This window comes from Methanosarcina sp. UBA5 (assembly GCF_002505485.1).
Lineage (GTDB): Archaea > Halobacteriota > Methanosarcinia > Methanosarcinales > Methanosarcinaceae > Methanosarcina.
This window is the reverse complement of sequence record NZ_DAVG01000127.1, coordinates 1-24,277: the sequence shown is the minus strand read 5'-3', so window position 1 is coordinate 24,277 and position 24,277 is coordinate 1. Positions and strand designations below refer to the sequence as shown.

The following is a 24,277-nucleotide window of genomic DNA, read 5'->3' as shown; positions in this document are numbered from 1 at the left end:
TAACTGGGGCGGCTGAGTTTCCCGAAGCCGATACTCTTATTCTTGAGAGCACATATTTTGGGGAAGAGCATATCCCGCGAAAAGAGACCGAAGAGAGGTTTATCGAATCGGTCCTTAGTACTCTGGATAGGGGAGGCACTGCCCTTATCCCTGCCTTTGCAATAGGCAGAACTCAGGAGATACTCATGTTGCTTGATGCCCATGGAATTCAGGCTTATGTGGACGGTATGGGCAGGGATGTATACAAGATTCTTAAAAAATACCCTGAATACCTTAAAACTCCCGAGCTCCTTGATCGGGCTTTTGGACGTGCTATTCCCGTAAAGGATAAGCAGCGGGATTCGGTACTTAAAAAGCCTTCAGTCATTGTTACTACAGCCGGGATGCTGAACGGAGGGCCTGTACTCTATTACCTGAGCCGGCTTTACAAAGATCCTAGCTCAAAAGTCCTGCTTACGGGCTACCAGGTAGAAGGCACAAACGGCAGGCTTGCACTTGAGCACAGATTTGTTGAGACCAGAGGAGATATCCTTAGTCTCAAACCCAGGGTAGAACAGTATGACTTCTCCGCTCACAGCGGCGATAGCGAACTCAAAAAGGTTGTGAAGGATTTCTGCAGGAAAGGCACTGAAAGGGTCTTTATAATGCATGGTGACAAAACTGAAAGCTTTGCACAGTGGATTTCGGAAGAAATAGGTGTGGATGCATATGCACCCGCAAACGGGGAATTATTTACCTTTTAATAAAGATAAAAGTCGAAAAGGACTTATCCTTTAGCTGATACTCCAGTTTATTTATACTCATCCAAAAACTTGAAGGATATACAAAACAAAGTATAAATGAAGTTCAATGTTTTTTGCACATTCTAATTAAGTCAATCTTTTAAATTTCATATACTGTTTCCATTCGAAGCACAGTTTTTTGGCCTACCTTCTAAATAAAATATCTCACTAATAAAACTTATATACTCTGGAATGTCTCCTGTTTTTATCCCGTAATCGAGCAAGACTTCCCCATTTACAAGCAAACCAGAACGTCCTACTTCCCTGCATCCACCTTTAAAAGTAAGTTCCAGAATAAAACCTTCTTAAAATACATTAAAATTTTACTATAATATCTAATATAATATTTGCGATAATATTGTTAAATACTTCTGTAGGCGCAAGGACAAATAATCTACAATATTTTGCCCGGAATTTTGTTTTTTTCAAAGTATCTAAATTGATTTTCACTCATTTCAGGCCTGTAAATTATGGAAGACTGATCTGAAACACAAATAATTTTCGAAGGGATGCACGCGGGGCTTTACTTATAAAGCCACGATTCGAATGAGAAAGTTTAAGAATGTAAATAAATCCAAATTATTAACATTTTTTCATATTGTGCACTATTTCAGGAAATAAACCGACCCCAAACCCACCGGTCGCAATTTTTTCTGCGAAACCTACCTCCGGAAAAGCTCCATTAACAGTTTCATTCACCGACAAAAGCACAGGAACCCCGACTAAATGGAAATGGCATTTTGGAGACGGAAAAGCTTCAACAACCAAGAATCCAAAAAATCAGTATTTACAGGAAGGAAAATATAAGGTTACACTTACAGTAAGCAATGCGGCAGGCAGCAGTACTGCAACTAAGACAAATTACATAACAGTGACAACAAATACAAGACCCGGTATCTACTCTGAAAGCAAATAAACCCTTAAATTGAAAAACAAATAAAAAAATTTAATTATTCAGCATATAGTCAGATCTGTATTTATTGCAACATTATTCTATTAGATATCATTATATTGTTTTATATATGAGCTTGAAAATGTTTACCACTTATGATATTGCCACAGCTGTAAGTAGTTCCTACAATAAAAATGAGAGAATTAGACTTCAAGCTTTATTATTGGTTAAAAATGGTTTGAGTGTAGCTAAAGTTGCAGAAGATCTATTAGTCCATGGTTCAACGGTTTATCGTTGGATAAAACGAGCTGAAAATGAAGGCTTGTTCAGCCTTAAATGCAAACCTGGTCGAAGAGCAAAGTTTTTTTAACAACAGAACAAGTTTCTGATTTGAGAACCACATTTTCCTCGCCTTTGAGGGTTTATACACGTGGATTTTTTCCAAGCAGGCAAAAATAAAACACTGACGTCAGTGAGGACTATTTTTCACACGTCCTCAGCTGTACAGTTATCCTTAACTGTGCTGTTGCTCTCAACTGTGCCGTTGCATGAGACCTGCCAGCTTTTTACCTTCTTTACACTAATTTTTATTGTTTTTGCAAGTTCTACAGGATCGGCTTCTGCCAGGGCTTCCACACTTGTAATCCCGGCTTCTTCCAGTTTTCCTGCGGTGGCTTTTCCCACGCCTTCGAGATCCTTAATTGATTTGGGTTTTTCCTTTTTAGGCTGCTGGGCCTGCTCTTCCTGTTGGGTTTTCTGCCATTCTATAAAATTGCACTGAGGGCAGCCTAGGTCCCAGGGTCGTTTTCCTGCGTTGATTATACGGATATGGTGCAGGCCGTGGGCTTCACATAACTTGTCAGTAACTATAATCTGTCCGCTTCTGGGTAGAGGGAGGGAAAAGGTACAGTTCGGATAATTGTTACAGCCTATAAAACGGCCTCCTCTTTTCGAACGCCGGATCATAAGTTCGCTTCCGCAGTCTGAACAGGTGCCTATTATTTTGTCTTCCCTGAGACCTGCCTGGAGTGATTCCACGATTTTGTCCCGGTTTTTATTGAGTTCCGAGAAGACCTGTTTCAGTATATCCCGTGATTCTTCGAGGACAGCAACTTCTTTGATCTTGCCCTCGGCAATCCGGTCCATGTTTTCTTCAAGCAGCTTTGTCATGTCCGGTTTTGTGATAGTAGGGGAATACTTCTCAAGAGTATCCATTACTGCAAAAGAGGTATTCGTAGGCTGCACGGGATTTCCGTGAATGTAGGCCCTAGAATAAAGCTTGCTGATTATCTCATGCCGCGTTGCCTTTGTTCCGAGCCCGAGCTCTTCCATAATATTGATAAGTCTTCCCTGCCCGTAACGGCCCGGAGGCTGGGTTTCTTTATCCGGCATTTCTTTGTTTATAACCTTCAGGAAATCGCCTTTATGGAGTTCGGGAAACAGCCTGTCTTCAGGAGCATTGTAAGGATAATACCATCTCCAGCCAGGCTCTACAAGCCTTGCCCCGTTTGCTCTGAACTCTTCTCCATTGATGTCAAGCCTCAAGCGCATAGTTTCCCATTCGCTTGGCCCGGCAAAGGTCGCAAAAAAACGCCTGACTACAAGTTCGTAGACTTTCCACTCGTCCTCTTTTAAGTCGGACTCTTTTGCAAGGGAAGCCGGAAAAATAGGTGGATGATCCGTGGTTTCCTTTTTTCCTCGCGTAGGAATGAGTTCGGCCTTCTCAAGCAGGGCGTCTGCATATTTTTTAAAGGGACCTTCTTTGAAAATCTCAATCTGCGCCCTCAGGTCAAGGGTTTCGGGATAAACCGTATTGTCAGTCCTTGGGTATGAAATATAACCGTTCGTATAAAGAGCTTCGGCTATCCGCATTGCGTTTGCGGGACTGAGCCCAATTGAGTTTGCTGCGCTTATAAAACCTGTGGTATTAAATGGAGTAGGAGGTTGGTCAGTCTTTTTCCCTTTTTCGATTTCTTTTAATTCGGCCTGGTTTCCCAGTTTCTTGAAGACTTTTGTCGCTTCCTTTTTATCCAGGAATCGGCGGGTTGAATGCTGAGCTAAGAAGGTTTTTCCTTCTTCATTTTGAAGTTCGGCATAGATCTCCCAGTAAGGAGTTGAGACAAAAATATTTCGTTCTTTTTCCCTGTCAACAATAAGAGAAAGGGTTGGCGACTGTACCCTGCCTACAGAAAGGAACATCTTCCCAAGCCTGCCTGCGGCAAGAGAAATATAACGGGTAAGAGCTGCGCCCCAGACGAGGTCAATGACCTGCCTGGAATGGCCTGCATCCGCAAGATTAAAATCAACATCTGTTGCATTTGAAAATGCGGCTTCTATTGCCTTTGGGGTTATTGCGCTGTAGCGCACCCGGTCAAAAGGAACATTCGGATTCACCTGTTTTATGATATTGAGGGCCTCGACTCCTATCAGTTCTCCTTCCCGGTCGTAGTCAGTAGCAATTGTGACCCTGCTTGCCTCTTTTCCCAGGCTTCTAAGGGCAGTTACGATCTTCCGGTTGATAGGAGTAGTTATGATGTCGGCGTCGATAAGGGTTTTAGCCTCCACTTTTTGCCAGTTATTGTACTCCTTGGGAAAATCGATCCCTACGATATGGCCCGACAGCCCTACAACTACAGTCTCCTGCTTCTCTCCATCGGACTCAATCTCATACCGGTATACGTCTACTCCACTGACTCTATCTTTCTTCGGGTTTTTTGGAGCCAGAATCGCAGCTATCCTCCTTGCTGCTATATTTTTTTCCGTTACAATCAGGTGCATCTAAAACTCCGGTATAATTTTTTAAATTCTATGGAGGAATACTAGCGTACCCCAAAACTCCTTCCAGTCTGAGACAAAGCCTGCCTCCTAATTCTTTGAAGTTTCCTTTTCCAATATATATTTTTGGATTAAATCTCGAAATACGCTGTCATCCGTAACTAAAATTAGTCTCAGAGATCTTCATCTGCCATTCAAGAGGCTCCATCCACCCGTTAAACTCTTCTACTCAGCTGTCCTTATTTCTCTCTTCACAACTCTATGGGATACGATTTTCTAGGGGATATTTTTTCTGCTGATTCCTTTCAATATCTCAATCTCAAATATCTCTCAGCTTTTGTTTAGCTGTTTTTAGTACTTTCTTAGTACGTTCCCTTATTTTCAGTCAGCCTAAAAGCAAGTTCTACGGCTTCTTCTGGACTTTTTGCCCTGTGAATGCCTTCAATTTTCCAGCCTGGTTCGACCACAACTACAGGTTTACCCATCTTTAGACCCAGCGCTATCTCCGAAAGTGTTCCGTATTCTCCATTAACCGCAATCAATGCATCTGAAGACTGCGCTATGAGAGCGTTTCTGGCATGCCCCATCCCGCTAACAACCGCAATATCTATCCAGAGATTCGCTTCTTCTCGCAGGGCTCCGGGCAAAATTCCCAGGGTTATTCCCCCTTCCTGCTTTGCTCCATATGCGGCAGCCTCCATAACTCCGCCCAGACCTCCGCAGAGCAGAACCGCACCTCTTTTTGCAATCTCTCTTCCCACCCTTTCTGCAAGAGTCCTTACTTCGCTGCCACAAGCCCCTGCACCTATAACTCCTATCTGTTTTCTGGCCTCTACTTTCACAGGTACTTTCATTGTACAAACATCCTTTTCTTCATTTCAGGTCTTTTACGAGTATCTTCTTAGAGTAAGCCCGAATTTGCGGGCTTTCAAAAATAATTAGAAACAGTGGATATTCGGAAATGGTGGACAATGGATATTCGGAGATAGTGGACAATAGATATTTGGAGATAGTGGACAATGGACATTCGGAGATAGTGGACAATAAATATTTAGAAGTAATGACTCTGAATTTCCACGATCTCAGTACTGTTTTTTGCTGTGGCATATTCTTCAAGCGGTTCCTTATTGAGTTCGAGAAAACTGTGCCCCCAATTAAACTTGGAGAGAACTTTTTCAGCCTGTTCTTTATGCCCCAAAATACATAGAGCTGCTGCAAAGGCTTCAGCTGAATTGAGTTTGAAGGGCCTTCCGAAATTAACAGGGTTTCCTGCAAGCAAATAAGGAAGGGCTCTGTGCTCAAGATTCAACTTCGCAAGTTCAGGAAAAACCCTTTCCACTTCTTCCCAGGAACAATCGAGTACGATGACACCTTTTCTGTAATCGTCGGCAGCAGATAGGGCTTTTTCTGCAGTAGGGTCAAGAAGGATCGCTGACCTTGGCAGCCTTGATATCTTGTCATAAAGGCGGGCAAGGTCAAAGCGAGCCAATTTTCTTCCGGTGCACTTTTTCGGGTCACACTGCCCGGCATGATATATGTAAAGGGGAATATCCCGTTGATCTGTTGGATTCATTACTTATCCTCTGGATGATGAGATCCTATTTAAACAGCTTCCTTATTTACCTGCTTCCTTGTTTATGCTTTCTTGTTTACTTGCTTTCTCTTTCCCTTGTTTTTCTTTTTTCTTTCTTTTCTTATTAGGGCTCTCTTAAGTCCATTGTTAATTAAGAGTTATTACTGTTTTTTCCCATTAACAAAGATATCACATTATTTCCCTAAAAAAAGTACATCTAATTTTTCGCCTAAATATTAATTAAGGTCATAAAAAATCGTAAATTTTATTGAGAAGGATTAATAATCCTTCTGTGGTGATGACTACGAAACCTCCGCTTATACCACTAAACGAAGATTTCAAGTGGAAATTATTGTCCGAAATATTAAATGTTTTTGATTTGAGATTTTGTAAGCAAACTCTTACAAGGAGGAACATTGTGCCCCTCCACAAATCAGTACCTACTATAAAAATTGTTCTTCTGAGTATGTTTTTTCTTGTGAAATCTCATATGCTATAAAGTAATTAAAAGAAAGAGAAATCTTAAGAAACTTTTTAAAAATCAGTTTAGTACCAACTGAAAATGAAATTTATGGCATTCTTAGTAAGTATGAGCCACAAGAGTTTACTGCTTTTGTTTTTGAAATATTGAATAATTTATGTCCTAAGAGAAAAAGTGGGTCAAAAGGCATTATTATTGACAGCACTGACATAAACCTTAACCTGAACTGGCACGCTAAAAAGATTACCAAAGAAAGCCTGGAAAATAAAGACTATAAATGGGGCCATTCAACCCATAGAGGTTTCTTCATTAGCATGAAACTGACTCTTGCACTTGATTCTCAAACATTGAAACCTTTAGCGTTTCGTATTAATGAAGCAAGTGCAGCAGAACCTAAAATTTATCCAGAAATACTCAAAGAACTTAAAAGATACAGAAAGAAAGGAATTACAAGCCTTCTCGAAATGAAGAAATTAAAAGGGGGCTATTTCTTATTCAAAATTCTTCATAAAGCTCACGGGTTCGAGATTTTTCCACGCCCAAAAAATATATATCCGCAAGCTTTTAATTCTCGACCATGTCTGCGCAGGAATACTCTTTAAAGCCATATTTGGAAATTATAACTGGCAGCATAATTTACGGCACTATAGGAGTTTTTCTGGACAGAGTTCAGGATATGTCAACCGGATCGATCCTTTTCTCCAGGCTTTTCTTTGGATTCTGCATGATTTTTGTTTATCTGCTGCTCAATCGAGGGCTCGGACAGCTCAAACCCCAAAAGAAAAGAAGATATCTTCTGTTGCTGGGCCTTTTGAATGCGATAACAGGAATGTGTTACTTTTCGTCCATCCGGTATAGTGGGGTCTCAGTTGCTGTCCTTCTACTTTATACGGCTCCTGTGTATGTTAGTCTGTTTGCTCCGTCTATTCTCGGAGAACACAGAAGCAGTAATAGCTTTTTCCCTCTTTTGCTCGCAGCTGCAGGAGTTCTACTGATCGCCCGCCCGGGAGAAATTCTTGGGCATACAGGTCCTGATTTCCAGAAAGGCCTTTTTTTCGGGTTACTTTCAGGACTCTCATTCGGGGCAAATATAATAACGATCCGGTATCTGAGGGATGATTACTCAGGAATAGCCCAAACTTTCTGGCTGACTGGAATAAGCCTTCTCTTTGTGTTGCCGTCTGCCCTCTCCATTCCAGCTGCCGTTTTCGTTAAGAACCTTGACATCCTGCTTCTCTTTGGCTTAACTATTACGTTCGCTGCCGTAATTTACCTTAGAGGGATCTCGAGAATCAGAGCCCAGACAGGAAGCATTCTTGCCCTGGTCGAGCCTGTTTCCGGAATTTTCTTTGACGTTACTGTCCTGAAAAATCCGCTCTACGCCTCGACTTTTCTTGGTTGCGTTTTCATTCTGACAGCAGCTTACATTATAAGTAAAAGGGATGGAGTAGGCCTGAAATAGAAGAACATAACCTAGAATTCTGATCTTGTAGAATTTTCCTCTTGTAGAATTTTCCTCTTGTAGATTTTCCTCTTGTAAAATTCTCATCTCAAAACAAAAGGGAAAGCTGCCTCAAAATAGAGTTTTTCCGCAGAATCCTGTGTTCTGCCCCAAAAGCTCTTTAGTTAAGAGCCCCTCTACTTTTATTACAATGGTTTTGAGAACGCAGGAAAAGTATGACTAAAGAAAGCCCAATTACTGAGCTTAAAAATCTGACAAAAATATATAAAAACGGAATGGAATTTAGTGCGCTCGACGATGCAAATTTGAGAATTAAGAAAGGGGAGTTTGTGGCAATTGTTGGGCCGCTGGGTTCAGGTAAAAGCACACTTATGCATCTGATAGGTCTGCTGGACACCCCAAGTTCGGTGACGCTCCTGATAAACGGTAAAGACGTAACAAATATCTCGGATAAGGAACGTCCCGGGATGCGGAACAGGATTCTCGGCTTTGTCTTTCAGTACCATCATCTGCTCCCGGATTTACGGCTCTGGAAAATGTAGTAATGCCGTTCTTGATTGCGGGATAAAACAGGAAAGAAGCACAAGAAATTGCTGAAAATCTCCTGAAAGATATAGGACTTGAAGACCGGGTGGATCACAAACCCGGTGAACTTTCAGGAGGGTAGAACCAGAGGGTTGCAGTAGCAAGGGCATTTAGTTGCTCTCCTGCAATCGTGCTTGGGGACGAGCCTAAAGGCAACCTTGATACAAAAACGGGTGACCTGATCTATGAACTGCTCAGACGGCTGAACAGGGAGTATAATCAGACCTTTATCATGGTTACTCATGAGGACCTGGCCTCAAAAGCTAACAGGATTATCAGGCTTGTCGGCGGGAGAATTATAGATTAGCGAGGATAAAAAAGATGGAGTATGCAAAAGGAAGGATAGGCAGAGTATTTACCGTCAGGGCCGATCATGGAGATGATCTGATTCTGGAATTGATTAAACTTGCTGAACTGGAACGCATCGAATCTGCGGTTTTTATGCTGCTGGGTGCATTAAAGGAAGCAAAGCTTGTCACAGGCCCGAAAGAAAGTATAACTCCTCCAGAACCTGTATGGTCCTACTTTGATGATGCCCATGAGATTCTGGGAATTGGAGATATTTTTTTAATGGATGGAAAACCTAAGATCCATCTGCATGCAGGTGCAGGCAGGGGAGACAACGTAAAACTAGGGTGCTTGAGAGGTGAGAGCGAAGTTTTTATGGTAGTTGAGGCTTTTGTCTTCGAACTTGAGGGAATTTCTGCAAGAAGAATTGCAGATAATGAACATGGCTTTGCCCCTGTAGGTTTTGAGCAGGTCTCGGATCTGGAATGACGTTCTTTTAAGACAAGCGCTATAATCAAGGGCTCGAATCAATCGCAAAGGTCAGGTCGGTCCAAAAATTAAAGTAAAGCAAGCGCTACATTCAGGGTTAGAAAATTTGGGTATGATAACGATAAGTAAAAAACAGTCCTGCAAAATTGTTTGCAGTTTCCCTCAAACTCAATTTTGCGATATTGTCTCCAGTTCTCGAAGCCTTTTGACTGCAATCATTTTTTCTTTGTTATCTTTTAAAAATTCTTCTTCGAGGATTTTAACGATTTGTGGGAAGGGCAAAGTTAACTGGTAGTACTTCACAGGTCTACCTTTTCCTTTATTCTTTTTTTCAGACCTTTCGTCCACCCAGCCCCTATCCCGCAGGGGGCGCATAGCTACACTTACTTCCGGTTGTCTAAGCCCTGATACAAGTTCAATGTTAAGAGACCTGAGCTCACTGCAGTCTTTCAGACACACGATAGCTGTGGCCTCCGTCCTCGGGAGTCCCAGGCTCTGGAGCATGTCAATGATTGAATACTCTTTTTCGGTTAAATTAACTGGAGAATCGTCGGTCATCGAAAGTGAATAATACTTTCAGGTTTATATATTTTATGTAGATAAAATTGTTTTTTTAAATAAATTGAGTATTGTTATGGAGTGAAATAGCTATCAAACACTAATAATACCTTTTTTTGGAAAGTTTTAATATAAAAACTAATATTAGCAAATCTCCGGAAAAAAACCGGTTTTGTAAAAACCGGTTTTGTAATCCTGACCAAAACCTTTAAAGCTAGTGCCTGCAGGAAAATGGACATTCCTGAAACTCGGGAAGCCTGAGCTAAGGGTTACAAAAATAAGAAAATCTCCTGCAAATGCTCGAAGTATGATATTCCTGAAATCACACAGCTAAAGATGCAGATACCTGAGGCAAAAATGTTTCTGGATTCGGGAATTCAACATATAGCCTTCATTTGTTAATAGGGTTTCTTATGAGACAATAGCGTAAAACTTAATTAAAATTATTTACGTTAACCGGATAAAGAATTAAATACAATTCGGACATCTAACGGTTAAGTTAAGATTAAGTTTCAAATTAAAGTTAAACTTCAAAATTAAGGGTAAGCTTCGAATTAAGGATAAGCTTCAAAATTAAGGTTAAGCTTCAAATAACAGAATATATCTATAAATAGATCAGAGATTAAAAAGGGTGAAATAATGTCGTATATCGGTCTACAGCAGGATTCTGGAGAATATAAAATCCAAAAGATACATGCTCGGGAGATCCTGGATTCAAGGGGAAATCCCACTATTGAAGTTGATGTGTTTACGCCGAAGGGATTTGGCAGAGCCAGTGTTCCTTCAGGGGCTTCTACTGGTACGAACGAGGCCCTTGAACTGCGGGATGCAGACCCTAATAGATACGGAGGAAAAGGAGTTCTCACTGCAGTAAAGAATGTGAACACCATCATCCAGAAGGAATTGCTGGGGCTTGATGTGCGGAACCAGCGGGAAATCGATGAACTGATGATCGAGCTCGACGAGACCGATAACAAATCAAACCTGGGGGCAAATGCAATTCTTGGGGTATCCATGGCTGTTGCAAAAGCCGCTGCAGACTCCCTTAATGTTCCTCTCTACCGTTATTTTGGGGGCTCAAATGCGTTTACTCTTCCGGTACCCACAATGAATGTCCTTAACGGGGGTAAGCATGCAGGCAACGAGCTTGCAATCCAGGAGTTCATGATTCAGCCCAAAGGCGCAGAAACCTTTTACGAAGCTCTCCAGATAGGGGCCGAAATCTATCATACTCTTGGAAAATTACTGGAAAAGAAATACGGCCGGTCTTCTACTAATGTGGGCTATGAAGGAGGATATGCCCCCAAGATGAGTGAGTCAACCGAAGCCCTTGACGCCCTTGTCCAGTCTATTGAGGAAGCAGGCTACACTGACACAGAGGTTACAATCGGGCTTGATGCAGCAGCCTCCGAGTTTTACGAAGATGAAACTTATACAATAGATGGAAAGAAACTTGCTGCTCCCGAACTGATGGATTACTACGTCGAACTTGTGAATTCCTATCCTATCCTTTCTATTGAAGATCCCTTCTATGAGGAATCCTTTGAGGATTTCGAAGCCCTGACCAATGAGCTCTGGGACACAATTATTGTTGGTGACGACCTCTTTGTCACCAACATTGAGAGGCTTTCAAAAGGCGTTGATATGGGAGCTGCAAATGCACTCCTCTTAAAGGTCAACCAGATCGGAACCCTTTCCGAAGCTTTTGACGCTGCAAACATGGCTTCCAGAAACGGCTATACCGTAATAGTAAGCCACCGCTCTGCCGAAACCGAGGACACTACAATTTCGGATATCGCAGTTGCTATCGGGGCTGAAATGATCAAGACCGGAGCTCCGGCCCGTGGAGAAAGGACTGCAAAATACAATCAGCTTCTAAGAATTGAAGAAGACCTGGGTGAAGTTGCACATTACGTGCAGCTCTAACCTTTTTAATTTTCCATTTTAACCATTATTAGCTTTCTTTCTTCGTTTTTTCTTCGTTTTATTTTTATTTCTGTTTTTTAACCTTATTATTAAATAGGGAGCATGCAGGGTTGTGAATATCTGATACTTTAGAGACTGTCCTACAATTCAATTTCAGGGCAAAATATCTGAAAAACAAAGTACATTATGGGCCAGAAGATATGTGTTTTCGTACTCTAGAAAACTAACACACACTCGTAGAAGAGTTCAGATAAGCAGGCTTCAGATAGTACGAACCTGAAGAAAAGGCAAAAAGAAGGGCTGCAAGTTATAGTTTCCGGAACTCAGTTTCATAACTCGTTTTCATAAATTACATTTATCCCTTACAACCATAACCGGAACCTTCGAGTGACGGACCAGCTTTTCTGCAACGCTGCCAAGAAGCAGCTTGTTCAGTCCTGTCTTTCCAAGAGTCCCCATAATAATAATATCCATTTTTTCCTCTTCGGCATACTGGATCAGTTCTTCTGATGGATTGCCTTCAAGAAGAACGGGTTCCACATTGATCCCTTTCGTCTCTCCCAGGCTTTTTACAGAATTTACAGCCTCATGCCCCTGTTTTTTCCATGCCTCATGTACCGATTTCCAGTAAGGATCCACACCCATAGGAAAGGAATCACCATTGATAGGAGCTAAGTAGTCCGTTGACACCACATAGACTGCATAAACCTTTCCTCCACTCAACCGAGCAAGTTCAATCCCTTTTTCAGCAACCAGCCTGGAGCAGGCCGAGCCGTCGGTTGCAATCATTATTTTCTTAAAATCAATAGTTTCCATATAGAACCTTATTAAGATACGTGGGTTTCCTAAATTAGACTTTTGGAATGAAGATAATGAATCACATGAAGAATAATAACCAGGCCCTTTTCTTGCAAGTCTCCATGAGAAATCGATAAAGCAATAAAGTCTTTCTCATTGTCAATTATTATGAGCGAACTTATAAAGTGGATTACCAGCTTAGTTTTTTTGCACTCGTGCTCTTTGGCCTTCTTACGTTAAGGGAAGCTAGAACTGCTACTTTCTTAAAACCCATTCAGAGCTCTAGTGTCTTGAAAATTTAGTTATTGGCCACATGTTAACTCTGAATCTCGATATGTTGATGAGAAGCTATCAAAGATTATGCTCAATAATTAAATTTCCATGACACTAGGATATCGGTGACGTATTACCAGAAAAAGCAGCAATTATTTAACGAGAATGATCATTTTAAAAATTAGTAAGAGGAAATATAATTTCCTCATTTAGTAACTTTTACAAACTGACTCTTTGAACTGCTTCCTATCTTATTAGTTTCCGTCAAAGTAACCTTAAACTTTCCAACTTTTGTATATTTATGTGATGGATTCTTTAAAGTGGAAGTTGCTCCATCTCCAAAGCTCCATTTTTCTGTCATGTTTACTCCTTTGCTTGTATCTGTGAACTTGACTGTTAACGGTACTTTCCCGCTTGACTTTGACATTTTAAAAGAAGCTACCGGAGCTTTAATAGCAACCAGAGGTAAGTAGTCAATATTTTCACTGTCTATAACATAGGAGGAATCTGCAATTCCATCATAATTCTTATCAGAAGCTGTCTGAGAGAAGCCTTTGCCATTAGGGGAACCCCAGAAGTTCCCGGCAATGTAAGGTCCTAAAACGATATTATAATCTGGAGTTTTAGTGGTATTCCAGGAACTTACCTCGCCGTTCCATGACGAATCGAATACTATGTTCTTTTTGTTGCTAAAGTAATTGTTATAAATACCACCAGCACTATCTCTATAAAACTCAATTCCTACATCACAGTCAGTTATTTTATTTCCTGAAATGCTTGCACTTGTTCCTCCTCCAGCTCCTTCACTTAAAATTATTCCAATATCTGCGTTCTTAATTTTATTTCCAATTATCTCTACAGAAGTATCACTTAAAACAATCCCGCCTTTTGTAAAATCGTTGTTTTTGATAGTACCAGAAGACATCTCTCCAATAAGATAAGCATCACAAGAATAGAAATAATTATTTCTTATTATTTGGCCAGTTGATCCTAAACCACTTAAATCAATTCCGTTTTTCATGATAGAGAATCCATTGATATTAATATCGTGTTGTCCATATTGACCATAAGGGTCAGTAAGATCAGTGAATCCATCAACCTTTGGATAACCTTTTCCAAGAATTGTTAAGCTACTTTTTGTAATATTAACGTTCTCACGATAAGTTCCAGAATTAACAATAATGGTATCTCCTTCTTGAGCAGCATTCACAGCCTTTTGAATTGTCTTGTATTTTTCTTTGGGTCCTACTTTTAGAGTAGCAGCTGATGCAGTAGATGAAATAACGATTAAACATAAAATCAGGGCTACCGATATTAAAACCATTTTTTTGTTAATTTTCATGGTTTGCACTCCTATATTTAACTTTTAGATATAAAATGCCAAGAATTTATATCTGTTTTATAGTATTAAACTTTCGTATTTTAATCAAAGTTTTATAAAATTAGTTTATATTGTGGTAAAAAGATAAGTTTTCAGAAATAAAACAATGCACACGTTTTACCTTAAAAACCTGATAATAATGTACCTAAAGTTCTGTAAATTTCAATTGCTTATATGTTGATGGTCAATTTGTATCTGATTGGTATTCTATAGTTAAAGGCTCTTTAAAAAAATACAAGAGTGCGAATACTTATATTCCTGTGCCCAGCCTGGTTAGGCTGTATATACTTTTGATTCTCCTCATTATTGGAAGTTATCTCCTCAAAATTCCGGTATCAGCCATGATGCTGCTCGTAAACCAGAACTTCATTTTCATCTACGCCTTCATTATAATCGCCTACTGGAAAACCGAAACTAGCTGGCTGAAATGGGTTTTTTCGGTTATTTCACTCGTGTCCCTGAGTTTTTTAATCTCCGGGTTTACCTGGAAAATCGCTTACCCGATCTTTTTGATAGGTTTTGGTTATTTCAGGTTTCTCAGGAGTACAGATAAAATTTCTATATCCAAAAATCCTGCATCTGGAAACGAAATTGCACGCCGTGAAGATGTCAGGAAATCTCTAGTTTGGTCAAGCACTAAACTTAAAAATTTAAAGGGAAACCTATAAATTATATGATTTTTAAACATAATAAAATAGTTTATCGGTAGTTTTTAAATTTTAAGGGGTTGTGGCCATATGTTATCAATAAGTGTTAAAGACTCACTTGGAAAAGGTAGGGGTGTATTTGCACAGCGAAACTTTAGAAAAGGAGAGGTAATAGAAATCTGTCCTGTCATAGTCTTACCCGCTGAAGAGATAGATTCACTTGAGCTTACCCAACTCTATAATTATTATTTCGCCTGGAGTTCTGATTCAAAAGACGCAGCTATCGCGCTGGGATATGGTTCTCTTTATAATCACTCGTACAACCCGAACGCAAGGTACTACAAAGACTTCAAGAATGGCCTTTTAAAATACATCTGTATAAGAGATATTCAGGAAAACGAAGAAATAACAATAAACTATAACTGCGATCCTGAAGACAAAACCCCAGTTTGGTTTGATCTGGCAGATCAGGAAAATCTTGAAATTTGCTGAAAAGGATAATTATTGATGTAATCATTGATTATTCTAAAGATGAGGTATTCACTCTTTCAAACTTCTCTAAGCTTCTTTGATTTATGTGTGACAGGCGCGAAGTTTATATTTTCTTCAGCAACTTTATAATAAAAAGCTAACATATAAGATAACCTATAAGCTAGCTGTGGAATTTATTCCGGGTCAATTCAAAGCTAAAACTTCTCCTAAAGTTACAAAAGGGAGTTAAAAATGGAAAACGCATTTCTTACGGTTTTTCGAGTAAGCCTATTTGAAACCTTCTATATCACAGGCTTTCTGATTCTTGTCGGAATGATACTCGGCCTTCTAGAAAACCGGTCTAACTTTTACGTCCAGAGAGTTTTTGGCAGGAAGGGAATTCTGGCTACAGCCTGGATAGGCACTCCCATTCACGAACTTGGCCACCTGCTAATGTGCTACGTATTCAGACACAAAATAACTAAATTCAAATTGTTTTCCCGTAAAGCAGAGGACGGGACCCTTGGATACGTTAATCACAGCTGGAATCCTAAAAGCCTCTACCAGAACATAGGAAACTTTTTCATAGGCATGGGCCCAATCTTCAGCGGTACAGCGGCTCTTATTATAGGAATGAACCTGTTGCTACCGGATTCCTTTGCCAGGGTTGAAGATTATCTCAATCTTGAGCCTGCCCAGCCGGACCAGTATATATTGACAAAACTCTTCGCTCTTACCGCGGGTCTCTTTCAAAGCATATTTTCGGTGGAAAATCTGAGTTCTCCCAATTTCTGGATTTATTTTGCCCTGGCAATCGCAATCTCTTCCCATATAGCCCTGAGCAAAGAAGACCTTAAAGGAGCAGGCAGGGGTTTAATAGCGATCTTTACCTTTATTTTGCTGGTGAATCTGGTTGCCTTTTTCCTTAATGCCGATTGTTCCGGACTTTTTGCGGGAATCCTGGCTCTAAACGTATATCTTCTGGCTTTTTCAATGATTTCGATTGTTTTTTCTTTAATCAGACTGGTTTTAAGTGCTTTTGCGTACTATCTAACCTAAAAATTCCTTAAATACATTAATTTTCTCATATAAATGTTAAAGGATTTCAAACTAGGATAAATAGAAGCAGAAATTGAAAGTAGATTATTTTTCACAGGGATCTTTGCTGCTTCAATCAAAATCCATGCTGCTTCCCTGTCATTTCTTCAATCTCAATTTTAACTATGCACAGTCTGTTAACTTTCCATTCTTCAAACTCAAAAGGCCCTTTCTTTCCGTAATGCTCGGATAGGACAGTAAGCCCTTCTACTTTTTCATTATAATCTTCAACAAACCGTGCCTGGCCGTTCCCTACAACACTCCTGTAGCGGACATTATATTTGCAGATGTCCTCGGTGGTGATGATTTCAGCCTCAGAATCGGCTTCAAAAGCGACTCTGGAGTTCCTGCTAAGTATGTCAATCTTCTTGCCTTCGCGGGAACAGTGGAGATAAATTTTGTTATCTTTGTATCCAAAAGCCATTGGAATAATGTAGGATGTGTCTGAGTCCAAGAGGGCGAGACGAAGGAACTTTGCCTTTGAGAGAATATCTTCTATCTGCTGCTGATCCTGGATTAGGTCTTTGCTTCCCATTCTTTTCACCTTAAAGAAATTCATTTAATATAAAAACCTGTAAAATAAATATTTATTCTTGGAATAAAAGTTGCGCTGGCTCACCCCGCTGCAAGCAATGGGGTATGTTCGCGCCACCGCTCCAAATTCTGTCAAAGGAAATAATAACCCTGAAGAATTTAGTTTGAGCAGAGTTAATAACCGAAAAAATGGAAGTGAAAAATTATATTATCATCAACGGTTGCCGGAGAAGATTCCCGTCCCTGCAGCAAGCTAGCTGGGTATTCGGCTGAAATAAATAAAAGATCTCGTTATCCCAGAAATTTTAAAATATGATTATTTACCAGAGCAGGCTGTTCCATAGAGACAAAATGACTTGCATTCGGGACCAATTTTGTTTCTACGTTTGGTATCAATTGATTGACCTTTTCGATAGCAGCGACTGGATCATAAATAACTTCATTTTCGCCGACAATAAAAAGTGTTGGAACATCGATTTCTCTTAGCTCAACCTCACTGAACACGTTGGTGAAAATGCTTTCATTAGGGGTAGGGTAGCGAAAATGTTTTACACCACTCGCGAATTGCTTGGCAAATAATTCATTTGGGTAAAAACCCTTGTTAAAGAAACTCCTCAAAGGGTTAGGTTTGACGGGCGAATAGGGGAGCAAGCGAAGCAATAAGAACACAGGCAAGCTGAACCGCAGAATTGAAGCTCCAGGTGCAAGAGCGACAATTTTGTTAACTTTATCCGGGAAAAATAAAGAAAAGTTGAGCGTATGCCACCCTCCATAAGATAATCCGGCAATATTCGTTCTCTCTAAACATAGCTCCTGCATTACATCGCCCAGCCAGTTCGCGCAATCCTCTCTATTTCTGAGTAAACGGGACTGCCGGCTTTTTCCCGGTTCACCAATGATATCGACATCATAAACACGAAAGGCGCTGCTTAAAGCGCCGATGTTTGGGAACCACATCGTGGAACTTGCACCAGTAGCATGCAGCAAAAAAAGTGGCGGCGACCCTTTCGATCCGCTCGCGATGACATGGGTAGTTCCGAAACGGGTCATTATATCATTTTCTTCAAAAGGCACTGGCCAAAGTTTCAGGACAGTATCATAAGCTGATACATACTCGGCTTCACCTTTTGAGCTTTTGAAAGAGGATAGTTGGCTGGGCATTTTAAAACTTCCAGATTCTTGGCAGATATCGTTTGAGAAGGCAAACAGAATCGGGTGTTGGATATTTCCCCGATGTATTGGATATGGACAAAGTCATTACAAACTTGAATCCATCGAAGTAGAACTGTCATTATAGGCAACACTCGTACAGCCAACAGAGATGGGGAAAGTAGGGATGCTCTTGAACTACTTGAGAAAGTGACACCGGAGATTGAGCCCTCACCAACAATCGGGATCTTTTTGCAGTTGGATACAGACACAGTCATGCATAGTCGGCGCATTAAAACATATCCTGATATGCAGAGGGCGGTTGCACGAGTACTGCGGCAGCTCCCGGCTCCCTAACTCTCTCCTGCATTTGCTCGCCCGATCAGCACGAGAAGTGCACCCCGGTCTCAGGCATCGACCATCAACCCGTGAGACTGTCTGATATTATGAAGATATAAAGCACGAAATAGCGACTTACCAATGCGCTGCTCTCTTATTCTCAATATGTTCATCATTGCCGGGAACAAAATAAAAAACCGGATTAAGCCATAATTATACAAGGGATGGAATTTAAATCCAAGAACTCCTATGAGACTAGGCCCTCAACCTAGCGTCTTTGACCTGGCTGGGCAACTCTCGTATCTCGAGATAGTAAATAACTAGGCTTTAAAAACTTATTATAAACTTTATTATAAACTTTTCTGTAAAAAAGTATGAATTTAAAGTTAACATATTAAGAAATTTGATGTAAGGAGTGCGATTTGAAAGCACGAAAATTTTGTAGTTAATTTTAGTTTCATTGGGAACTATTATATACCTAATAAACCTATCAGAGATCAGATTAGTTTCAATTGTAATGATTTTATTTAGTGGTCTATTTAAAAACAAGCTACCCAGCTCATAAAATGTGAAGGATAATATTATGGATAATCCAAGAGAAATACACGTGAAAGGAACAAACTTACGAGAAATAGACCCAAGAGAGATATTAGGTCCGATTGCCCACATCTATCGAAGCCATCTGGCGTACATGGCAAAGGAACTCGATGCTTACAGGGTCGGAAGTGGACAGTTTGAGTTTTTACTGGTATTATACCACAAAGATAGTGTCTCCCAGGAAACCCTTGCAAAGATGCTGAAAGTTAGCAAAGCAACAAGTGCAAGAGCGATCCAGAATCTGGAAAAAGAAGGTTACGTTTACAGGGAAAGAGATGAAAATGATCTTCGAGCTTACAGGGTCCACCTGACTGATAAAGGCAAGGAAATGAGAAATATAATTTTTAAGAAATTGACTGCTTTTACAGATATTCTCTTTTCGGATTTCACGTTGGAAGAAAAAGAAATTTTCAGACTACTCATTCAGAAAGCTGCGATTAAACTTTTTGAACCTGGGTTCGAGCCTCCATCGGATAGACCAGATGACATGAAGTGAAAAACGATGGGGATAGAAACATGGATGAAAAAAGTGCATTTCTTGGTACAGAGAACATAAGGAAGCTCCTGTTTAAGCTTTCGACTCCTGTGATCGTCGGAATGTTGGCACAGGCTCTCTATAATATTATAGATACTCTATTCATAGGAAGGGCCTATGGAGCAGATAGTGTAGAGGCCATAGGTGGACTTTCTATTGCTTTTCCAGTCCAGATGATAGTTACAGCCGTGGGAATTTTTCTTGGGACTGGTGGTGCTTCAATTATCTCACGTGCTCTCGGAGCACGAGATAACGAGAAGGCTGAGAAGGTTCTGGGAAATCTTTTCACTCTGAACCTTATCCTTGGCTTACTTCTTGCTGTCTTCTGCCTTCATTATCTTGACCCGATTTTAAAGATTTTCGGGGCAACTGCTGGAGTCCTGCCCTATGCCAGAGAATATCTGGAGATTATACTTGCAGGAGGAATTGTCTTTGTCTATGGAGTTTCGGTTCAGAATATTGTCAGAGCTCAAGGAAATACTCGCCTTGCCATGAATGCGATGTTACTGGCAGTTAGCCTCAACACGCTTCTTGCCCCGATTTTCATCTTCGGCTTTGGAATGGGCGTGCGTGGCGCTGCAACTGCAACTGTACTTGCACAGGGAACCGCCTCAGTCTGGCTTCTACTATACTGCATTAAAGGAAAAGGAGCTGTAAAATTCAGATCTGAAACTTTAAAACCAGATATGGAGATCATTAAGGAAATTGCAACCGTAGGGGCCGGATCATTTGTAATGGAAAGTGCGATGAGTATCATGATGATTTGCGTATACAATGCACTTGCAGTTTATGGAGGAGATGCTTCTATTGCTGTTTTTGGTACCGTAATGAGGATTAACGCCTTCATCTTCATGACCATCCTGGGTATGGGCTTTGGCTTGCAACCCGTTGTTGGGTTTAACTACGGAGCAAAGAAGTATGGAAGGATAGTAGAAGCCGTGAAAATAACTCTTACAGCAGCAACGACTTTTGGAGTTATTGGATTGGTCATTATTTACCTCTTAAGAGAACAACTTCTCGGATTATTCAGTACAGATCCAGAATATCTAGCAGTTGGAAAAGATGCGATAATGATTATGGTTCTGGGAACTCCTTTGATAGGTTTGAATGTAATTACTTCAACTTTGTTCCAGGCTTTAGGAAAAGCCAAACCCGCTTTTATTCTTTCCATTAGCAGGCAGCTTCTTTTTCTGATTCCGGCTGTTATTCTCCTTCCCCGTGTATACAAACTGGATGGAGTCTGGGCGGCTTTTCCGGTTGCGGACTCTCTGGCCTTTCTACTGTCTAGCTTTCTGCTTTTCAGGCTATACAGGATCTTCAAAGAAAGCAAATATTCTTCAAAAACAGCTTCAGGGTCAGAAACTGCAGATAAAACGTCTAATCTCTAACAGTTCGCAAAAGAGTTTTCGTGGCAGATCAAAAAAGTCTTCATTTCTATCCTTAAAAAGACGAAGAAAATCGAAACTATGAAAGCCATAGGAGCTAAAAACGGGATACCTCACTATTTTCCTTTTTAATTCCGCAATAATTGGCCTTGTTGGTGGTATCCTTGGAGTTATTCTGGGAACCTTTGTTTCATCTGGGCTCCAGATGACGATGGGAAGCGAGATGACTGGAAAGAGTGGCGGAGTAAGCATTTCTCTGATGCTTGATGGACTTACCCTTGCAGTTTTGATAGGAATGATCTCTGAGATGGTACCAGTTTACAGGGTCCCTAAATTAAAGCCTGTGAATGCATTACGGTACGAATAAATGGAAAAGGAAGAATAAATTGAAAAGAAAAGGAATAAACGGGAAGAAGGGAATAAACGGAAAAGAAAGGGCTGATTCCCCTTTCTTAATTTCTTGCTTCATTGGAATCTGTGGCCTTCTGCTAACAGAAAAAAGGTTATGGTATGGCCGTTGAAAGCCAGAGTCGCTAGAAACTCTTTTTACTTTTCTCAAATAACGAAGGCAATGCTCTTTTTTAAATTGATCCAAACTCGTGTATATAACCTCTTTATCGGCAATTGAAATTTAGTGCAATACTGGAGGACATCTTGAAATTCTAATTGAAGGAGCATTTTTCGTTATCTTTGGAACAGCTATTCTGAATATTTGTCCGGGCCGAAAGAAACAACTCTTGTGTAAAGCCTGAAGCTCCTTTTGAAAAAAACCCACCGAGGACAATACTTTACTGAGGCTTCATTTGCCTTTTATGAGATAATTAAAGATTAAATTAAATGAATATCCCCTATAAAAGCTTCATTGATAAATTAATTCTCTATATTCCCCCGTTTTTAGTTAAGTATGCTTATATTATTAAACGCCAATGAGTGGGTCGGCTGCCTCCAATCCTATTGAGTGGCTGGAAGATCAAGTGCCCCATATAAGATAGGTGTTCAGCCCAATATCAGACACCTATATCAGACAGGTGTTCAACCCATATCAGGCAGGTGCTCAATCGGTTAATTACAATGGAAAAGGAAAATCTGAGAAGGAACGCCTTAAAAACAGAAACCTCGCCACTAGGAAAATCAAGTCTATCGCTTGAAAATAGGGTGTTCCCCATTGTAATAAAGAAAAGAAGCAGCCAGCAAAAGCCTACACTCCAGAAAATGAGGCACTATGCATTTAGCTGGTGCCTCAAAAACAAATCAAACCACAGGGTCTAACTGGATCATATAGATGGTCTGATTAGACCAGATTATACCTACGCAACAGATAGCTCATACAAATTAGATGTAACATTAACCTGAGAATACAATTACCATTCTGAGGATTCGTCAAAGAACACTCTACTGCATCATAAAATAAGTCACGGAAACTATGGAAACCATGCATCACAAGAATAAAAACTCAAGCTACCTTGAAAAGGCTAAGCTCAGATATGACTAACTTTTAGAGGTTTTGTATGACACTTACTGGAATAATAGATTCTTTTAAAACGATATTGAATCCCTCAAAAATTATGAACTCGCTTGAAGGAGCAGCGAGTTTTTCGGATTCATCCGAGAGGGATTCAGAAGGGGATCTGAAAATCAATCCATACTTTAATTTCGGAAACGACGCTGCTAACAGTTCCAATGCGGTAAGGATTTCTCAAAACAAAGATGAGCCTCTTATCAAACTGACCGATGTCTGGAAAATCTATCAGATGGGGGAGGTTGAGTTTGCAGCTCTTAAAGGAATAAACCTGGAAATCTATGAAGGGGAATTTCTGATAATTCTTGGGCCCAGCGGAAGTGGGAAAAGTACCATGATGAACCTGCTGGGCTGCCTGGATTTGCCCTCAAAAGGCACTGTTTGCCTGAATTCTAAAGATATCTCAGAACTTGACGAATCGGAACTCGCCATTATCCGAGGAAAAATGATTGGTTTCATATTCCAGACTTTTAATCTCATCCCCACGCTCAGTACGGAAGAAAACGTTCTGCTGCCCCTTGAATTTCAGGAAGAGGATCGGCAAATAGCTCGACAAAAAGCCTTATACCTGCTTGACATTGTCGGACTCGCGAACAAGAAACAAAACCTTCCTTCTCAGCTTTCAGGAGGACAGAGGCAGAGAGTTGCAATAGCTCGTTCCCTGGCTGTGAACCCACCTATAATCTTGGCAGATGAGCCTACAGGAAACCTGGATACGAAGACTGGTAATTATATTCTGGATTTCCTGGACGAACTGCACGCAAGAGAAGGAAAGACAATCATCATTGTTACTCACGACCTTGAGCTTGTAAAATATGCAACAAGAGTTGTGTACATTCGAGACGGTGAAATAGAAAAAATCGAAACACGTACGAAAAATGAACCAAGTACGAAAAATGAGCCGAATCTGAATTGAGGAATTAAAATGAGAAAGTTCTCTTTAATAACATTTTTACTGCTTGTTTCAACGTTCCTGTGCCTTGGAGTTGGAACAGCCCTCGGTGCATCAAATGGAAATATAGATTCTTCAGCTGTGCAGGTAAATGTAACTAATCAAAACCCTGACACTGCCCGACCTGGGGAACCTGTTGAACTTACTCTCAGTGTGCAGAATGTAGGAAACGCTGACCTGAAAGACATAAAGGTTAAACTCAATCCGGAATATCCTTTCAGTAAACTTTCCGGAGAAGACCTTGAAAAGAGTATCTCTTATCTAAATGCAAGACAGGATGATGATGACGCTGGGGTTCTGAAATTCAAACTCATGACCGACGCCAACGCTTCGGAAGGCACATATAATCTTGATATCGTCACCACCTATAAAAGCGGATCAGGATCTTCAGCAACGACTTACACTACTACAAAAACAGTTCAGTTAGAGGTTCAGGGCAAAGAATATGCTCAGGTCGTGACCATAAGCAAGGCTGATATTGATATAGCAAAGGAAGAGCCTCTTGAGTTTATTGTGACAAATACAGGGACTTCTCCGTTGAAAAACCTGGTTTTCTCCTGGAATGATCCCAAGGGCGTAGTTTTGCCTGTATATTCTGATAACACAAAACACATCAAGTATCTGGATGCAGGTCAATCAGTAAAAGTTGACTATACCGTGATGGCAGACGTAAGCGCTACTCCGGGACTCTATACCTTGAATGTGAATCTTTCGTATGAAGATGCTGACTCTAATTCGAAAAATATTCAGACCACAGCAGGACTTTTTGTAGGAGGAGCAACGGATTT

22 protein-coding genes, 1 tRNA gene and 4 pseudogenes are annotated in these 24,277 nt (G+C 40.5%); 18 read left to right on the top strand and 9 right to left on the bottom strand.

The window, feature by feature from the left end:
- The 3 genes and pseudogenes from BP621_RS16295 to BP621_RS16285 all read left to right on the top strand — a co-directional run.
- A partial coding sequence (locus tag BP621_RS16295; RefSeq protein WP_292391742.1) for an MBL fold metallo-hydrolase occupies window positions 1-743 on the top strand: 743 nt, incomplete at its 5' end.
- Between the two features lie 676 nt (window positions 744-1,419).
- Window positions 1,420-1,698, top strand: a pseudogene (locus BP621_RS16290) (PKD domain-containing protein); the annotation flags it as partial.
- 106 nt (window positions 1,699-1,804) lie between these two features.
- Window positions 1,805-2,091, top strand: a pseudogene (locus tag BP621_RS16285) (helix-turn-helix domain-containing protein); the annotation flags it as partial.
- 69 nt (window positions 2,092-2,160) lie between these two features.
- On the opposite strand, the gene BP621_RS16280 reads toward BP621_RS16285, so the two are convergent.
- The 3 genes from BP621_RS16280 to BP621_RS16270 form a co-directional block, all read right to left on the bottom strand.
- The gene (locus tag BP621_RS16280) at window positions 2,161-4,452 is read right to left on the bottom strand and encodes a DNA topoisomerase I (protein ID WP_292391740.1); all 2,292 of its coding nucleotides are present in this window, start codon (window positions 4,450-4,452) and stop codon (window positions 2,161-2,163) included.
- A gap of 359 nt (window positions 4,453-4,811) precedes the next feature.
- On the bottom strand, window positions 4,812-5,303 hold the full coding sequence (locus BP621_RS16275) for a TIGR00725 family protein (protein WP_292391738.1): 492 nt from the start codon (window positions 5,301-5,303) through the stop codon (window positions 4,812-4,814).
- Window positions 5,304-5,500: 197 nt separating this feature from the next.
- Entirely contained in the window at window positions 5,501-6,022 is a 522-nt protein-coding gene (locus tag BP621_RS16270; protein ID WP_292391736.1) for a DUF367 family protein, read from the bottom strand.
- A gap of 295 nt (window positions 6,023-6,317) precedes the next feature.
- On the opposite strand from BP621_RS16270, the pseudogene BP621_RS16265 reads away from it, so the two are divergent.
- From BP621_RS16265 to BP621_RS16250, 4 genes and pseudogenes are all read left to right on the top strand, one after another.
- Window positions 6,318-6,941: pseudogene (locus tag BP621_RS16265) on the top strand (transposase); the annotation flags it as partial.
- Between the two features lie 139 nt (window positions 6,942-7,080).
- Window positions 7,081-7,965 (top strand): DMT family transporter, encoded by an 885-nt coding sequence (locus BP621_RS16260; protein ID WP_292391734.1) that lies wholly within the window; start codon window positions 7,081-7,083, stop codon window positions 7,963-7,965.
- 215 nt (window positions 7,966-8,180) lie between these two features.
- Window positions 8,181-8,857, top strand: a pseudogene (locus BP621_RS16255) (ABC transporter ATP-binding protein).
- A gap of 14 nt (window positions 8,858-8,871) precedes the next feature.
- The gene (locus tag BP621_RS16250) at window positions 8,872-9,327 is read left to right on the top strand and encodes a PPC domain-containing DNA-binding protein (protein WP_292391732.1); all 456 of its coding nucleotides are present in this window, start codon (window positions 8,872-8,874) and stop codon (window positions 9,325-9,327) included.
- Between the two features lie 168 nt (window positions 9,328-9,495).
- On the opposite strand, the gene BP621_RS16245 is transcribed toward BP621_RS16250, so the two are convergent.
- Window positions 9,496-9,885: a transcriptional regulator gene (locus BP621_RS16245; protein ID WP_292391731.1), complete on the bottom strand. Its 390-nt coding sequence runs from the start codon at window positions 9,883-9,885 to the stop codon at window positions 9,496-9,498.
- 639 nt (window positions 9,886-10,524) lie between these two features.
- Between BP621_RS16245 and eno the strand changes: the two genes are divergently transcribed.
- A complete protein-coding gene (gene eno, locus BP621_RS16240) occupies window positions 10,525-11,811 on the top strand; it encodes a phosphopyruvate hydratase (RefSeq protein WP_292391729.1) in 1,287 nt (428 codons plus the stop codon).
- Window positions 11,812-12,153: 342 nt separating this feature from the next.
- On the opposite strand, the gene BP621_RS16235 is transcribed toward eno, so the two are convergent.
- Window positions 12,154-12,627 (bottom strand): universal stress protein, encoded by a 474-nt coding sequence (locus BP621_RS16235; protein WP_292391727.1) that lies wholly within the window; start codon window positions 12,625-12,627, stop codon window positions 12,154-12,156.
- 460 nt (window positions 12,628-13,087) lie between these two features.
- Window positions 13,088-14,224 carry a NosD domain-containing protein gene (locus tag BP621_RS16230; RefSeq protein ID WP_292391725.1) on the bottom strand — a complete coding sequence of 379 codons (1,137 nt, stop codon included), beginning with the start codon at window positions 14,222-14,224 and terminating at the stop codon, window positions 13,088-13,090.
- A gap of 299 nt (window positions 14,225-14,523) precedes the next feature.
- Here BP621_RS16230 and BP621_RS16225 point away from each other — a divergent pair, with 299 nt between their 5' ends.
- The 3 genes from BP621_RS16225 to BP621_RS16215 all read left to right on the top strand — a co-directional run bounded on the left by BP621_RS16225 (window position 14,524) and on the right by BP621_RS16215 (window position 16,440).
- On the top strand, window positions 14,524-14,931 hold the full coding sequence (locus BP621_RS16225; RefSeq protein WP_292391723.1) for a hypothetical protein: 408 nt from the start codon (window positions 14,524-14,526) through the stop codon (window positions 14,929-14,931).
- A 69-nt stretch (window positions 14,932-15,000) separates the two neighbouring features.
- Window positions 15,001-15,402, top strand: coding sequence for an SET domain-containing protein (locus BP621_RS16220; protein ID WP_292391722.1), 402 nt, complete (start codon window positions 15,001-15,003; stop codon window positions 15,400-15,402).
- Between the two features lie 231 nt (window positions 15,403-15,633).
- On the top strand, window positions 15,634-16,440 hold the full coding sequence (locus BP621_RS16215) for a hypothetical protein (protein ID WP_292391721.1): 807 nt from the start codon (window positions 15,634-15,636) through the stop codon (window positions 16,438-16,440).
- Window positions 16,441-16,555: 115 nt separating this feature from the next.
- Here the strand turns inward: BP621_RS16215 and BP621_RS16210 are convergent, their stop codons facing one another.
- The 3 genes from BP621_RS16210 to BP621_RS16200 all read right to left on the bottom strand — a co-directional run bounded on the left by BP621_RS16210 (window position 16,556) and on the right by BP621_RS16200 (window position 18,802).
- On the bottom strand, window positions 16,556-17,014 hold the full coding sequence (locus BP621_RS16210) for a pyridoxamine 5'-phosphate oxidase family protein (protein ID WP_292391719.1): 459 nt from the start codon (window positions 17,012-17,014) through the stop codon (window positions 16,556-16,558).
- Window positions 17,015-17,304: 290 nt separating this feature from the next.
- Window positions 17,305-18,174, bottom strand: a complete 870-nt coding sequence (locus BP621_RS16205; protein WP_292391717.1) for an alpha/beta fold hydrolase — start codon at window positions 18,172-18,174, stop codon at window positions 17,305-17,307.
- A gap of 543 nt (window positions 18,175-18,717) precedes the next feature.
- Window positions 18,718-18,802 (bottom strand) — tRNA-Leu (locus tag BP621_RS16200).
- Window positions 18,803-19,084: 282 nt separating this feature from the next.
- On the opposite strand from BP621_RS16200, the gene BP621_RS16195 reads away from it, so the two are divergent.
- From BP621_RS16195 to BP621_RS16165, 7 genes are all read left to right on the top strand, one after another.
- On the top strand, window positions 19,085-19,594 hold the full coding sequence (locus tag BP621_RS16195) for a MarR family winged helix-turn-helix transcriptional regulator (RefSeq protein WP_292391715.1): 510 nt from the start codon (window positions 19,085-19,087) through the stop codon (window positions 19,592-19,594).
- Between the two features lie 20 nt (window positions 19,595-19,614).
- Complete coding sequence (locus BP621_RS16190) at window positions 19,615-21,021, top strand: MATE family efflux transporter (protein ID WP_292391714.1); 1,407 nt, start codon at window positions 19,615-19,617, stop codon at window positions 21,019-21,021.
- A gap of 115 nt (window positions 21,022-21,136) precedes the next feature.
- Entirely contained in the window at window positions 21,137-21,385 is a 249-nt protein-coding gene (locus BP621_RS17135; protein ID WP_349682092.1) for an FtsX-like permease family protein, read from the top strand.
- Window positions 21,386-21,404: 19 nt separating this feature from the next.
- The gene (locus BP621_RS16180) at window positions 21,405-21,539 is read left to right on the top strand and encodes a hypothetical protein (RefSeq protein WP_292391710.1); all 135 of its coding nucleotides are present in this window, start codon (window positions 21,405-21,407) and stop codon (window positions 21,537-21,539) included.
- Window positions 21,540-22,089: 550 nt separating this feature from the next.
- Window positions 22,090-22,287 (top strand): hypothetical protein, encoded by a 198-nt coding sequence (locus BP621_RS16175; RefSeq protein ID WP_292391708.1) that lies wholly within the window; start codon window positions 22,090-22,092, stop codon window positions 22,285-22,287.
- 239 nt (window positions 22,288-22,526) lie between these two features.
- Complete coding sequence (locus BP621_RS16170) at window positions 22,527-23,453, top strand: ABC transporter ATP-binding protein (protein WP_292391706.1); 927 nt, start codon at window positions 22,527-22,529, stop codon at window positions 23,451-23,453.
- Between the two features lie 9 nt (window positions 23,454-23,462).
- On the top strand, window positions 23,463-24,277 hold an 815-nt coding region (locus tag BP621_RS16165; protein WP_292391704.1), incomplete at its 3' end, for a COG1361 S-layer family protein.